This window comes from bacterium (assembly GCA_023150945.1).
Lineage (GTDB): Bacteria > Zhuqueibacterota > Zhuqueibacteria > Zhuqueibacterales > Zhuqueibacteraceae > Coneutiohabitans.
Genome location: JAKLJX010000013.1, coordinates 170,568 through 183,660, shown reverse-complemented (window position 1 = coordinate 183,660; position 13,093 = coordinate 170,568). Strand labels below are relative to the sequence as shown.

Below are 13,093 nucleotides of genomic sequence, written 5' to 3'. Positions count from 1 at the left end.
TTTCCCGCGGGGCGGCGCTAGCCTCGCCGCCCCGATTGTTCATGCGGCTTTGGGCATGGCCGGCTTGACGGGCAGGTAACGCTCTTCGGCGCTTTTCAACTCGGCGGCATTCTGCAGCCGGAAGATTTCCTTCACCGTCACGATTTCCTCTTCCACGGCCAGCAGGCCGCGCTCGGCGAAGATGCGGGCCGCGGTTTGTTGCATCGCGCGGATGCCAGTGCGCAGCATGTGATTCGCCCAAATCACCAGCCGGATGCCGGCCTCTTCGAAGCGCACCGTCGGCGTCTTGTAGTACATCGTGGGCACGATCACCAGCGGGCAGCGGTTTTGCCATTCCGCGGCAAACGCCAAGATCTCGTCGGCATTCGCTTTCTTGCTGTGGATGAGAATCGCGTCCGCGCCGGCTTGCTGATAGGCTGTCGCGCGCTTGAGCGCCTCGGCCAGGCCCCACCCCGCGATGAGCGCTTCCACGCGCGCCACCACGCAGAAATCGGGATCCTGCTGCGTGTCTTTTGCCGCTTTGATCTTGCCGCAGAATTCTTCGAGGTCCGCCAATTCCTGGTCTTCGCCGTTGATGAAGGAGTTGGTCTTGGGGAAGACTTTGTCCTCCAGGCACATGGCCGCGATTTGGCGCTGTTCCAGCTTGCGCACGAGACGGCGCACGTTGTTGAAATTACCGTAGCCGGTGTCGGCATCCAGAAGAATGGGGATGCTCACCGCGTCGCTCATGAACTCGATGACTTCCAGCACTTGCGTCCAGCTCGCTTCGTTGTTGTCGCGCACGCCCAACGCCGCGGAGATCGACAGGCCGCTGGCCCAGATACCCTTGAAGCCGGCCTCTTCCACGATTTTTGCACTCAGGCCGTTGTGCGCTTCCAGCAGAAACTCGGTGTTCGGCGAGCGCAACAGCCGCTTGAACTGCTCGGTTTTCCTCATCATGATCAACCATCCTGTTTTTCTCATCACAGCCAGCGAGGCGCGTGGGATTAGTGAGTTGCAACAGCAGCCTGCCGGAGCGGGATGACATGAGTATCCTAAAAGGCGAAACATTTGATCGGGCCAAAGCACACGCCGGCGCCGGCCAGTGTGCCCAACGGCCGGCTGGCGCGCAGCGGAGAGGACCCAAAGCGCGCCGGTGAAGGCGCCGGCCGCACCGGCGGCCGCTGCTCGGGTTGCGGCCGCTGCGCCGCCACGATTGCCACAATGCGCTCGCCGATCTCGCGCTGCGAGTCGATGGTTTGCGCGCCCACGTGCGGCGTGAGAATTACGTTCGGCAGGGCCGCCAGCGGCGACACCTGGCCCTCTTTTTCGTTTTGATGAACATCGAGGCCCGCGCCGCGCAGCGTCGTGCCGGCCAGCAGGGCTGCATACAGCGCCTGCTCCTCCACCACGCCGCCGCGCGCCATATTGATCAAATACGATCCGGGCTTCATGGCAGCGAGGACGTTGGCGTTGATCAAATGCCGCGTCGCCGGAGTGAGCGGCACATGCAGACTGAGAAAATCCGCATTGGCCACCACTTCTTCGAAAGTGGCGAGTTGCACGCCTTTCTGCGCCAGGGCGGCGGCCACTGCCGCGGATGGATGCGCCACGCAGCCGAGCACTTTCATGCCCCAGGCCGCGGCCATCTCGCCGGTGAGCGAGCCGATGTTGCCCGCGCCCACGATGCCGAGGACTTTGCCGCGCAGCAAATATCCGCTCAACTCATGCTTGGCGAAGTGGCCCTGCCGCAACAGCCGATCGGCCTGCAGCAGATGGCGCGCGAGGCCGAGCATCATCGCAAAGGCCAGCTCAGCCACGGCTTTGGCGCCGGGCTCGGGAATGCGCTCGAGGCGAATGCCATGCTGGCGCACGTAGTCCATGTCGATGTTGTCGGTGCCGGAGCCGGCACGGATGATGAGCTGGAGTTGCGGAGCGCTGGCCATGACGGCGGCGGAGATCGTCACGCCGCTGCGGCAGATGAGCATTTCACGGTCAGCCACCAGGGCTTTGAGCTTTTCCTCCGGCGCATTGAAGGCGCAAACCACATCGTGTTGGGTGCGCAGGCGGTCAATGGCCTCCGGGGCGATGGAACTGGCAATCAGAATACGCATGGCTACTTCCTTTCAGTGAGCGGGGCGCCGGAAACGGGTTGCACCGCCGCGACTTGGTTCGAATGAAAATTGAAACCGGTTTGTTCGAGATAATCGGCAAAGGCGGCGGAAAATTTCCGGGCGCCGGCATAGCAGAGATGATCACCGTCGAGAAAGTCTTCGTCCTGGAAATCCGCGAGCAGCAGGCTGTGGTCGCGATTGAACACCGGAACGCGGTACGTCCTGGCCATATTCTCCAGCTCCCGCTGGAATTCCTGATAAGCCGGTTTGGCTTGCATGCCGGCCAGGAATTGCGGATGCATCGGCAGATTGGCGATCACGCACGGAATGTTGCGCTCGGCCAAATAGGCCAGCGTTTTGTGGAAGAATTCCGTTTGTTGCGCGACCAGCGTCTCGCTGAAGAAGCCGCGATCCTTGTCGCAATCGAACTGGCTGGCGTCGGAGTAATGTTTGGGATTCTGCAGATAGCCGTTTTCCACGAGCTGAATCTGGCGCCGCGTTTCGCCGGGGACCTGGCCGGTGACGGCCCAGCGCAGCAGGCCGGGGAACAAGTACTTCTTGCGGCCGGCTTCGGTCAGCGCGCCGAGATTGCTGCTTTCGAAGAACAACGGAATCAGATTGACGGGCGAGGTGATGAACAGCGGCGCGTATTTGCCGTCGGCCACACGATAGCGAAACATCTGCGCATCGGTGCCGAGCACCACCAGCGCCGGCGGCTGTTCCAGCCGGTCGACCAAATCGCGCAACAGGTAGTACCCTTCGAAAGGCGAGAGCTGATAGACGCCGAAGTTGAAGGCGGAAGCGCCCAGGCGCTCGCGGAACACCGCGGGCACGAAACCATCGGCGGTCTGCGAGTCACCAAGGAACAGAATGTCGAGCTGCGTTAGGCGGTCGAACTCGCGCTTGCTGTCGACGAAGGCGGCGTAATCGGCGGGCCGGCCGCGGTCCAGCAGATACGACCAGCCGGCGTCAATCAGGAAAATGAGGGCGGCGAACAGGCCCAGCTTGCAGGCGAAGCGTTTCATGACCAATGACCTCTCCGGAACGTGCCAGGGTTGACGTGATTCAGAATTGAAAGTAAATGAACTGTTGCGCCGTCGCAGCGCCGAGGTAGAGAATGGCCAGCGTCAAGAGCACGTAGGCGGGCCAGCGCACCAGCGCCGGGCGGTGGGCAAACGTGCGGATGAACTCCTTGTCGGTCTCGCAGGAGTGCGCCAGCTCCAGCACTGCAATCAAAGCCAGATTCAGCAGCAACGTGCCGGGTGTGATAGTCTCGAACAGCGCGTGCAACGGCTCGAACACGAACAGGTTGTGCAGCAGCGTCAGCGCGTCAGCGAGATTGTTGGCGCGGAAGAACAGCCAGCCGATCAGCACCAACACGAAGGTCGTCAGCAGGCGGCCGGTTTGCAGCAGCGCCGGATGGCGCGTCAGCCCGGTCCGCGCAATCAGCCAATCCCGCTGCGGCCGCGAGATTAATGCGAACACCAGGTAGAAGCCGTGCAACGCGCCCCAAATCACGAACGTCCAGTTGGCGCCGTGCCACAACCCGCTGATCAGAAAGGTGATGAAGAGGTTGTAATACCACCGCCAGCGCACCACGCGATTGCCGCCCAGCGGAATGTAAACGTAATCTTTGAACCAGGTCGAGAGTGAGATGTGCCAGCGCCGCCAGAACTCCGAGATCGAGGTGGAGGAATAGGGCCTGTCGAAGTTCTTCATCAGATTCACGCCCAGCACGCGCGCGGCGCCGATGGCGATGTCGGAATATCCGGAGAAATCGCAGAAGATCTGAAACGCGAAGAACACGGTGGCGAGCGCGATCTCCAGGCCCTGGTATTCGGCGGGATGGTTGTAGACCGTGTTGACGTAAACCGCCAGCCGGTCCGCGATCACCACCTTCTTGAAGAAGCCCCACGCCATCAACCGCATGCCGTCGACCACGCGCTCATAGTCGAAAGCGCAGCGCAAGCTCTGCAACTGCGGCAGCAGATTGCCCGAGCGTTCGATCGGACCGGCCACCAACTGGGGAAAGAACGTCACATAGAGCGCAAATTTGCCGAAGTGCCGTTCGGGCGCGATTGCGCCGCGGTAAACATCGATGGTATAGCTCAAGGTTTGGAAGGTGTAGAAGGAGATGCCCACCGGCAGCAGCAGATCGAACGCCGGCACGCCGTAGAACAGATCGAACCGGTCGAACAGGGCGCGCAGGCTTTCATTGAAGAAGTTGAAATACTTGAAAGAGAACAACAGGCCCAGGTTCGACAGCAGGCTCAGCCAGAGGTAGCCTTTGCGCCGGCCGGAGTCGACGGTGGCGCTCATCCTGAGCGCCGAGAAATAATCGATCACCGTCGAAATCAAGATAAGAATGATGTACTCCGGTTTCCAGCACATGTAAAAGTAGCAGCTCGCCGCCAGCAACAGCAGCCAGCGCCAGCGGTAGGGCGTGGCGAAATAGAACAGGACCACCGCCGGGAAGAAGAGCAGAAACTGGAACGAATTGAACAGCATGGTGACACCTCAGCCTCGATGGATTTCGAATTCCTGTCTCTCGATTTCACGCCGCCAGCGCCAGCGCCGGGCGGGCGTACATGGGCAGCTCGCGTTTTTCGCGCACCGGGGCGGCGCGGCGCACAAAGAGTTGATACCAGTGCTCGACGGTCAACAGCCGGCCGATGATCTCGGCGTAATCGCCCTGCCGCTGCAGATGCGCCTGCAGCAAGTCCGCCAGCGCGCGCGGATCGAACAACCCGGAAGCCTGCGCGGCGCTGCCCACCAGTGTGCTGTGAATCTGCTCCTGCAGCAGCGGCGAGGTGCGAATCATTTCGTCGTAGTCGATCATATGGCCCCGGCGGCAGCCGCGACCGGGGCGGCGCCAGTATTTGCCCGCGAGGGTTCCCACTTTGCGTTGCAGCATGCGCGCCGCCCGCCGGGATTGCATTTGCCAGGGGCCGGCAGTCAACGGCAGGCCGTTGCGTTCCCAGGGCACCGCTGCCAGCGCCGGGGAGAGTTGCTGCACCGCGTGGCGTTGCAGCGGCTTGTCGGTGCTGCGCTGCCGCGGGGAAAGCCGGCCGATGAAGGCCAGCATGCGCTTGTCAAAAAACGGGCAGCGCACTTCCACCGCGCTGCGCAGAATCTGCGGGCCGTGGGCATAGAACCGATGCTGAAACTCTTCCAGCCAGAACAGATCAACCACGGCGGTTTCGCTGCCGACCAGCGGCCGGTTGCGCAGCACGAATTCCTGCACAAAATCATGCTGGAGCGCCGGCGTGAAGCGCGGCAGGGCCTCGGGATGAAGCAGATTGAGAGTCGCGCCAGTGCCGAGCGCAAAACGGTCAACCGGCTGCGCGCCGACTTCTTTGCGCAACCATTGCGTCGCTTCCGTGCGATGCAGGCGGGCGTGCCACCACAGGTCTTCGGGATCATAAAGCCCGTCCATGGCATTGATGCCGTCGAACACCAAACTCGCGCTCTCCACCAGGCTGGGCAGCAGCCGGCGGACGTTGGTATGCACGCAATTGAACAACCCGTCGGTGAGATAAACCGCGCGCTCCAGGCCGTGGGCCACTTCCTGCGCCACCACTGGACTGAAGAGATTCGAGCAGCTCGCCTTCTCCGCCAATTCATGCGCCAGCGTGGCATCACAGCAGCCGGGCTCACCCATGGTGAAGGTGAACACTTCTTTTTTCTCGGCCATCAGCGCCGCGAGAATCACGCGCGAATCCACACCGCCGCTGAGCGGCAAACCCAGACGGAAATTGCCCGCGGCTTGATCGCGCATCACCTCGACCCAGGTCTGCAGAAACTGCTCGTTGCTTTCCCGCTCCGAAAGTTCCGCCTGCTCGGTAAAGCGCATGCGCCAATAGCGTTGAATCTCCAAACGGCCGCCGCAAAAGCGGGCGTAACTGCCGGGCGGCAACACCCGCACGTTCGCAAAAAAAGTACGGCCGCCCAGCGGCAGGCCGTGGCGCAGGAAGCTCAGCAAGCCGTCATAATCGAGATTGCGCTTGACCCAGGGCAGCGCCAGCAACGCCTTCACTTCCGTTGCGAAAGCAAATTGCTCCGCCGCTTGGCAATAGTAAATCGGCCGCAAGCCACCGGGATCACACGCCACCACCAGTGCCTGCTCCGCCTCGTTCCACCACGCAATTTGAAAAAGGCCGTTGCAGCGCTCGAAGGCCGCCACGCCCCAGCGCCGCAGCGCGTGCAAAACGAGCGCGGCATGACTGGCAGCATCATTGCCGCCCGCCGCGAGGTTGAGCTGCTGCCGCAATTCCTGCGCATTGTGCAGCTCACCTTCAAACGCGACGATATGCAGGCCGTCACTGCTGGTCACGCAGCGGGGGTTGCGCGCCAAGCCGCCCAAGCTCACCAGACCCAAACTCACGCCGGTGGACTGCGCCGCCGCGCAGCGATACCACGGAAAATGCAGCAGCGGCTGCATCATGTCTTGCACCGCTCTGGCCCCTTTTTCCGGCGCCATCCCAGCACGAACGATTCCCAATATTCCAGGCATGTCTTCCTCGACCTTGCGCTTTAGCGGTTATTGGCTGCGGGTGAACCGATTGGCTTTCGGAACCCATGAGTAAATGACGCCTTCAGCTCAAGCAAGGACGGTGCCAGTGAGCGCGACTGGAATCAGCGGCCGCTGCAGCTTGAAATGACGGCGTTTAGACTCCCTTTTCCGGCCACACCGGCCAAATCGCAACGTTTTGTTGCACGCTCGCCGCTGCACAAAATCGCGCTGTGTAATGGAACGTATCGCCGCCGCCGCACGAGCAGGCGCTGTTTTGCAGGGGCAAAATCGGTTGTGAAAATGGTGGCGCTGGGAATGGCACAGGGATCAACAAAAATGCCCAGCACGCGTGCTCATCGCTTGGAAAGATGAGCAGCATGCCGGGCATCAACAAAAGCAAAAGGCAAAATGAACCCGACTGTTCTTGAACGCCACCACTCACACACTGCCGGCGCCGGAACCGCCGAGTCGTAGCGAACGCGGAGAAAGGTCTTTGTCTTGCACCCGTGCGCTAGGCGGGTCTGTGCGCCGGCCGGCACCACCATCCGGCCATGCGCTCGCGCATGAAGCGCAACTGGCCGCAGGCAATGGGAAACATGTTGAAGTAATTGAAGAACGCCGCCAGCCAGCTCATCGCACGCTTGCCGGTGGCGCGGTGGTAGTACCAAACCTTCTTGCAGAAAAAGATGGCCGGCAACACGAAAACGGCGGCCAACTCGCCGGCGGTGGGATGCAAAATCACGTGCAGCAACAGGCTGGCAAAGGCGAGCAACTGCACGTTCATTTTCCAGATGTACTCTTGCGGCAGCGGCCACGACCAGTGGAAATAGCGGGTGATCATCTCCATTTCCCAGTAGCCGTCACGCACGCCGCGCCGCCAAAACTGCCGCAGCGATTGCATGCCGATGTCATGGCGGGCCATGAGATGAGAAATCCGCAGGGTTTTGAGATTGCGGGCGCGCAGGCGGTAGCCCAGATCGATTTCTTCCGCGCCGAACAACGTGTCATCATAGCCGCCCAACTCGCGCAGCCGGTCGGTGCGAAACAGACCGCCGCCGCCGGGCGCGCCGATTTCGCCGAGCGGCGCGGTTTCCCACCCCAGATCAAAGAAACGGTTGTAGAGACTCTCCTGCGGCCGCACCTCGCGCAGCCGTCCCACCACTGCCACGACGCGCTCATCCGCGAATGCCGGTAACGCGGCAACGAGCCAATCGGGGTCCATGGTCATGTCACCGTCAATGAAGTGGACGAACTCGCCGGTGGCCGCCTGCAATCCCGCATTGCGCGCCAGGCCCGGCGTGGAGCGGGCCTGCTTGAGCGCAAGCGTGCGGATCGGAAACCGGCGCGCGATTGCGAGCGAACGATCGCTGGAATCATTGTCCACATAGATGATTTCCAGCTTGTCGCCTGGATAGCGCAGGTGTTGCAGCGAACGGATGCAATCGGCGAGATGTTCTTCTTCATTCCGGCCGATGATCACCACGGACACGCGGGGTTGCGTCTTCATGCCAATTCTCCCACAGGTTGCTTTCCCAAACAGTGCAGCGCGCGCCGGTCACCACTGTCGAACGGCCGCAACAGCAAATAGGTGACGGCATAGCTCGCCGCCGCCAGCAGGGTCTGAAGCAAGAGCGGCCAGCCGCTGGTCAACTCCAGGGCCGCCAGCAGGGCGAGCGCGGCCAGCGCAGGTTTGATGATGGGCGCCAGCGACCAGCGCAACGGCGCAACGGCACGCAGGTAGTAAATCTGCAGAACCACCGACGCGGCCAAAGACAGCAGCAGCGCCCAGCAGGCGCCCAACATGCCGAACTTCATGATCAACACGTAGCTCAACACCGCATTGGCCGCCAGCCGGTAGAGATTCACGCGCAGATCGAGATTTTGGCGGCCGGCAATCACCAGGCCGTTGGCAAACAGTTTGGCAAGCGTCAACGGCAGCGTGGCCCAGGTGAGCAGCCGCAGGCCGTCCACCGCGGGAGCGAAATCCGGTCCGAAGAACAACGCGATGATTTGGGGACTCAATTCGTGTACCATCACCGCGATCGGCAGATAGCCGGCGAGCGCATACTGCACGCCCTTGTCCAGCAACAGCCGGAAGTCTTCGCGAAAGTGATGAAAGAGGCGGGTCATGGCGGGATAGGTCGCCGTGAGAATGCTGCCGCCGGCAAAGGCGATCAAATCCATCAAGCGATAGCCGGCGCTGTAATGGCCCACGGCCTCGGCGCCGCTCAGCCGCGAAAGCAGTACGATGTTGAGACGCCAATAGACCGCGGCCAAAATGGCCATGGCGCCGAAGGTGGGCGTGGCGGCCAGTAAATCGCGAAACACGCGGCGATCCCACTGCCGGCCCGGCCAACCCAGGCGCCGGATTTGCGCCCAGCCGGCCACGAGCGCCGCAACCAACCGGCTCATAACGAAACTGGCCAGCAGCCAGTTCATTCCCAAATCCAGATAGACGATCAGCAAGCCGGCGGCCGTACGCACCACTGTTTCGATCACGAACGAGGCACTCGCCCAGGTCATTTCATCGAACGCATAGAGGAATGACACGGAGAGATAATGCAGCAGGCCGGGCAGCAGCGCAAAGCTGACGATGAACAAGCCGGCCACGGTTTCCTGGTCGTAGCCGACGGCGTGCGCGAACAGCAACATGGCAAGCTGCGCGAGCAGCGCGGCCGCCACGCCGAGGACGAGCGCGCTGTTGAGCAGCGCCCGCCACTCGCCGGGATTTCTGCCGATTTCCCGGATCAGATACTCACGCACGCCCAAACCGGCAATGTTCTCGAAGATCAACACCAGCGACAGCGCAAAGGTGTAGGCGCCCAGCCCCAGCGCGCCATCGAGACGCGCCAGCGCGATGACGAACACCATGCCCAACAGCGGATTGAGAACCTGCACCAGCAGCAGCGCCGAGGCATTTTTCAAGATTTTTCCCAACACAGAAATTGGCTCCCACGGTTAAGCGAGTTGAGGACAATGGCCATACTCACAGCACAGGCATGCCAGGATCAGCCGGCTGCCGGCCACGGTCACGCGGCGGATTCGCGGCCAACCGCGTCGGACCGGCAGTGGCGCGTGCGGCCGCGCGATACTGGCCGGCCAGCGCCGCCAGCAAGCCGATTTGAAACCACAGAATCGGGATGCGGGCGATTTCTTCATAATCCACCAGACCGTGAATGCTGAAAGCGAGCAACCCACCGGCGATGCCGATCGCCACCATGGCCGCATCCGGCGGCAAACGGCGGGAGAGTGACAGGCTCGTGGTGAAGACAAACGCCAGCAGCGCGAGAAACACGATCAAGCTCACCACGCCCAGCTCGGCGGCGACGAGCAAATAGACGCTGTGCACTTTCGCCTGAAAAGTAAACGGCACGGCCGGATCGCCGTACTTGGGCAGCCACAGGCGATAATTGCCGAAGCCCACGCCCCAGGGATGATCCGCGATGATCTGCAGGGCGATGTTCGCCATCGGCGCGCGCGTGGCAAAGGAGCCGGCATCCTGCGTGGTGAAGCGCGCGACAATGGTGTTGAGGTTGACCAGCACGAACAGCGTCACCGCGGCGAGCACCGCCCACAGACTGCGCATGGCGCGCACGCGCAGTGCCGGCCGCCGGATGAGCATGGCAAACACCAGCGCACTGCCCAGGGTCACGCCGATCCAGGCGGCGCGCGACAACGTCACCACCAGGGCGCCGCCGCCGATCAGCAGCGCGGCGCCGGCGAGCAGGCGATACTTGCGGCGCTCGCCGCCGATGGTCACCGCCAGTGCCAGCGGCAGCACCAAACCGAGGAAGCGCGCGAATTGATTGGCGTGGTTGAAAGTGCCGCCCACGCGGATCGCCGTGCCGCCGTTCAACTCCTGCGTGAGCACGTGCTCCGGCTCGCCGATCAACTTGATGCCGAGCTGGCCGCCGGAAATTCTCTGGGCATAGCCGAGCAAGCCTTCGGCGATGGTCATGAGAAAAAGAACCATGATCACGCGGTTCAAGCTCTCCCCCTCTTGCACGCACTTCGCCACCACCAGGGCGAGCACGATCATGCGGCCGAGGCGGATCAACTCAAACATCGTGAGCCTGGGCTCTTGCGCGAAATTCAAAGAGACCAGCCCCAGCGCGAACAAGGCCGCCATCAACACCGCCAGCTCGCGCGGCTGCAGGGCGCGGCGTTGCCCCGCCGGCCGGGTGAGCACATACTCGCCGGCGAGCGCCAGCAGCGCAAAATCGAGCAAGCTCGCGGCGATGCGGTGATCGCCGCCGAGCTTCTCGTTGTAATAGAGGCTGAAGTCGAAACCCACCAGCGGAATCGCGACCACCAGCGCGGTGAGCAGCAGTTGCCGGCTCTTGCCCATCCACAACAAACCGATGACCGCCAGCAGCAGACCCGCTGCCGCGCCGAGCCAGTTGTCCGGCAATTGCATCACCTGGTAGGCGATGCCGGCATAGAGCGCGAGCAACAGCCCGGCAAACAAGTGCCGCAGCGAAAGTGAAGCAGGAAGCCAGGAGTTTGCGTGCATGACGTCGATTTCGGTTTGTGGTTTGGCATTCGGTTGCATGCGAATGGCCTGGCGGCAGGGCTCCAGGGTGCAGTCGGTTGCGGTCCGGTCAGGGATCCGAGCAATTGATCAACGGACTTCCGGCCGTGCCGCGCCAGGCGCATTCGAGCAAGATCCGGCAACCGCGCTCAATAGGCGCCCGAGCCGAGCAGCACATTGAACGGGGTTTTGAACAGGATCTTCAAATCCAACAGCAAGCTTTGATGCATGGCGTAATACTTGTCCATCGCGACCCAGTCGCGGAAGGAGGAATCGCTGCGGCCGCTGACCTGCCACAAGCCGGTGAGGCCGGGCTTCACTTGCAGCCGGGTTTCCGACCAGGACGGCTCATACTTCAGCTCTTTGTAAGCCAGAGGCCGCGGGCCGACAAAGCTCATCTCGCCGCGCATAATGTTGAACAGTTGCGGAAACTCATCCAGGCTGAGCTTGCGCAGAATTTTGCCTACGCGCGTCATGCGTGGATCATTTTCGATCTTGAAGATCGGGCCATCGACTTGGTTGAGATGGCGCAGTTGATCCTGCCGGTGCGCGGCATCCTGCACCATCGAACGAAACTTCATCATCCAGAACTCGCGGCCGCCCAAGCCGGCCCGGCGCTGCCGGAAAAAGACCGGGCCCGGGCTGTCGAACTTGATGGCGAGCGCGACGAGCAGCATCACCGGCGCGAGCAGAATCACCAGCAGCAGCGAGAGCACGATGTCCATGACCCGCTTGCTGAAATCGAACAAGCGGCGGCGTTGCGGCCCCGGCAGCACCGTGGTGGCCGCGGAGGAGGCAATGGTGGTGATGTTGTAGTTTTTCGCCAGCAGATTCACCGCGGCCGGCCGCAATTGTTCCTTGACCACCACCGCGCCCTGCAGGCGCTGGCGCGGCCCCACCACGCCGTCGCGCGTGATCACCGTGCGTTCGATCCAATTGCCCTCCGCGATGCGGCACCGATTCCACACCGCGCATTCGCGCAGCACCGAGCCTTTGCCCACGAAGCAATCCGCGCCGATCACCGTGCCGCCCACGATCTGCACATCATCATCGATGATGGTGTTGTCGCCGATCACCACCGGCGGAATGAGATTGACGCGATTGCCCAGCCGCACGTTCTGGCCGATCCACACGTTGGGAGAAATTTGGTGTTGATAGGAGATGCTGCCCAACTGGCCGGCCAGCACGGTGTCATTGAGTTTCAAATAATCTTCCAGCGTGAAAAGGTACTGCCACTCGCCCGGGAGTTGATGGGCGATGACCGGCCGGCCGTTTTCCATCATGCGCTGCAACAGTTGCTCTTTGATGTCGAGAAAACTCTCGCCCTTGCGGAAAAAGTCGAACACTGAAGGCTGAAAACAGTAGACGCCCACCGGAAAGAAGCGAAAATCCGTGCGCGCCGTCTCGCCGCGATGCACGCGACCAATGCTGCCGTCCTCATTCACTTCCACGATTTCATGGCGGCCGGAGTCATAAGCGGCCGGCAATTTCGAAACCAGCACCGTGGCCTCGGCGCGGGAGCGCACATGTTGTTTCACCAAATCACGCAGATTGAAGTTGAACAGCACATTGCAGCCCATCACCAGGAAGGTGTCATTGGACAGGAGGGGCGCAAGCTGGCCGAGCGCGCCGGCGGTGCCGGAGGGGCGATCTTCGACCACGTAGCGGATCACCATGTCCCAGGGATCGCCGTTGCCCAACACCTCCATCAGCGCCGTTTGATCTTTGCTGATGCAAAAGATCAGATCCGTGAAGCCGCAGCGTTTGAGGTGTTGCACGAGATGAAGGGCCAGCGGCGTGTTCGCCACCGGCAACAACGGTTTCGGCGTAATCTGGGTAAGCGGCAGCAGCCGTGCCCCGCCTGCGCCTGCAAGGATTACAACTTTCATAATGCCAGTCTCCTTCTGGTAACAGCGGAAAACCACGTCCTCGTTTATATATCGACAATGAATCTCG

The 13,093-nt window shown here is 61.9% G+C and carries 9 protein-coding genes; all 9 read right to left on the bottom strand.

What is annotated here, in order from left to right:
• Positions 1-39: 39 nt before the first annotated feature.
• Positions 40-939, bottom strand: a complete 900-nt coding sequence (aepX, locus tag L6R21_17455; GenBank protein ID MCK6560986.1) for a phosphoenolpyruvate mutase — start codon at positions 937-939, stop codon at positions 40-42.
• A gap of 95 nt (positions 940-1,034) precedes the next feature.
• The gene (locus L6R21_17450) at positions 1,035-2,093 is read right to left on the bottom strand and encodes a hydroxyacid dehydrogenase (protein ID MCK6560985.1); all 1,059 of its coding nucleotides are present in this window, start codon (positions 2,091-2,093) and stop codon (positions 1,035-1,037) included.
• Between the two features lie 2 nt (positions 2,094-2,095).
• The gene (locus L6R21_17445; GenBank protein MCK6560984.1) at positions 2,096-3,118 is read right to left on the bottom strand and encodes a hypothetical protein; all 1,023 of its coding nucleotides are present in this window, start codon (positions 3,116-3,118) and stop codon (positions 2,096-2,098) included.
• A gap of 40 nt (positions 3,119-3,158) precedes the next feature.
• Positions 3,159-4,601: an MBOAT family protein gene (locus L6R21_17440; protein ID MCK6560983.1), complete on the bottom strand. Its 1,443-nt coding sequence runs from the start codon at positions 4,599-4,601 to the stop codon at positions 3,159-3,161.
• A 46-nt stretch (positions 4,602-4,647) separates the two neighbouring features.
• Positions 4,648-6,537, bottom strand: coding sequence for an asparagine synthase-related protein (locus tag L6R21_17435; GenBank protein ID MCK6560982.1), 1,890 nt, complete (start codon positions 6,535-6,537; stop codon positions 4,648-4,650).
• Between the two features lie 580 nt (positions 6,538-7,117).
• Entirely contained in the window at positions 7,118-8,113 is a 996-nt protein-coding gene (locus L6R21_17430; protein MCK6560981.1) for a glycosyltransferase, read from the bottom strand.
• Positions 8,110-9,531 carry a flippase gene (locus tag L6R21_17425; protein MCK6560980.1) on the bottom strand — a complete coding sequence of 474 codons (1,422 nt, stop codon included), beginning with the start codon at positions 9,529-9,531 and terminating at the stop codon, positions 8,110-8,112. The genes L6R21_17430 and L6R21_17425 overlap by 4 nt, the downstream gene beginning before the upstream one ends.
• A gap of 61 nt (positions 9,532-9,592) precedes the next feature.
• Complete coding sequence (locus tag L6R21_17420; protein MCK6560979.1) at positions 9,593-11,158, bottom strand: O-antigen ligase family protein; 1,566 nt, start codon at positions 11,156-11,158, stop codon at positions 9,593-9,595.
• 128 nt (positions 11,159-11,286) lie between these two features.
• Positions 11,287-13,026, bottom strand: a complete 1,740-nt coding sequence (locus tag L6R21_17415) for a sugar transferase (protein MCK6560978.1) — start codon at positions 13,024-13,026, stop codon at positions 11,287-11,289.
• Between the last annotated feature and the right edge of the window lie 67 nt (positions 13,027-13,093).

Coding starts and splice junctions, on each gene's coding strand:
- L6R21_17445 (MCK6560984.1), bottom strand. CDS start 3,118: ATGAAACGCTTCGCCTGCAAGCTGGGCCTGTTCGCCGCCCTCATTTTC.
- L6R21_17415 (MCK6560978.1), bottom strand. CDS start 13,026: ATGAAAGTTGTAATCCTTGCAGGCGCAGGCGGGGCACGGCTGCTGCCG.
- L6R21_17430 (MCK6560981.1), bottom strand. CDS start 8,113: ATGAAGACGCAACCCCGCGTGTCCGTGGTGATCATCGGCCGGAATGAA.
- L6R21_17440 (MCK6560983.1), bottom strand. CDS start 4,601: ATGCTGTTCAATTCGTTCCAGTTTCTGCTCTTCTTCCCGGCGGTGGTC.
- L6R21_17450 (MCK6560985.1), bottom strand. CDS start 2,093: ATGCGTATTCTGATTGCCAGTTCCATCGCCCCGGAGGCCATTGACCGC.
- aepX (MCK6560986.1), bottom strand. CDS start 939: ATGATGAGGAAAACCGAGCAGTTCAAGCGGCTGTTGCGCTCGCCGAAC.
- L6R21_17435 (MCK6560982.1), bottom strand. CDS start 6,537: ATGATGCAGCCGCTGCTGCATTTTCCGTGGTATCGCTGCGCGGCGGCG.
- L6R21_17420 (MCK6560979.1), bottom strand. CDS start 11,158: ATGCAACCGAATGCCAAACCACAAACCGAAATCGACGTCATGCACGCA.